Origin of the sequence: Streptomyces sp. SID14436 (assembly GCF_010548465.1) — a bacterium.
Taxonomy (GTDB): Bacteria; Actinomycetota; Actinomycetes; order Streptomycetales; family Streptomycetaceae; genus Streptomyces.
This window is the reverse complement of record NZ_JAAGMD010000781.1, coordinates 1-604: the sequence shown is the minus strand read 5'-3', so window position 1 is coordinate 604 and position 604 is coordinate 1. Positions and strand designations below refer to the sequence as shown.

1 pseudogene is annotated in these 604 nt (G+C 79.6%); it reads left to right on the top strand.

The window, feature by feature from the left end:
* Positions 1 to 604 (top strand): annotated as a pseudogene (locus G3I53_RS34200) (ATP-binding protein); the annotation flags it as partial.

Below are 604 nucleotides of genomic sequence, written 5' to 3'. Positions count from 1 at the left end.
TGCCGGACACCGGTGCTCCGGCCGTCGCGCCGCCCCTGCCCGCACGGCACGCGCGCGAGAGCCGGGCCACCCCCGCCGAGGCGGTGCCGGGCATCACCGCCGAGGACCGTCTCGTCCTGGAGGAGAACGGCCTCCAGCCGCTCACCCCGCGCGGCGGCTCCCCGGTCCGCGGCACCATGGACAAGCCCCGGCTACCCCGCCGTCGCGCCCAGGAGCACATCGTGCCCCAGCTCAAGGACGGTCCCGCGCCCCGCCAGGACACCGACGACGTCGCCGGTCACGACCCCGACCTGATGGCGGCCTTCCAGCGGGGGATCAGCCTCGCCGAGGCCCAGCACCAGCTGGACCCGGGCCCCGCCGCGCCCGGCACCCCCGACCCGGCGAAGCCCGCCCCTGACGCGGCACCCCGCCTCCCGGACCGCACGGCCACCGGTCACGGCGCTCCGGCAACGGCAGCCGGTCATACGGCCGTCGGGCACACGGCCGTCGGTCACGCCGCCCCGGAGCCCACCGCGGCAGGCCGCACCGCCCCCGACCTCCCGGCCCCCCGCCCCGCCGACGGCACCACCCCGTCCGCGGAGCACACGGAGCGCCCCCACGCCGA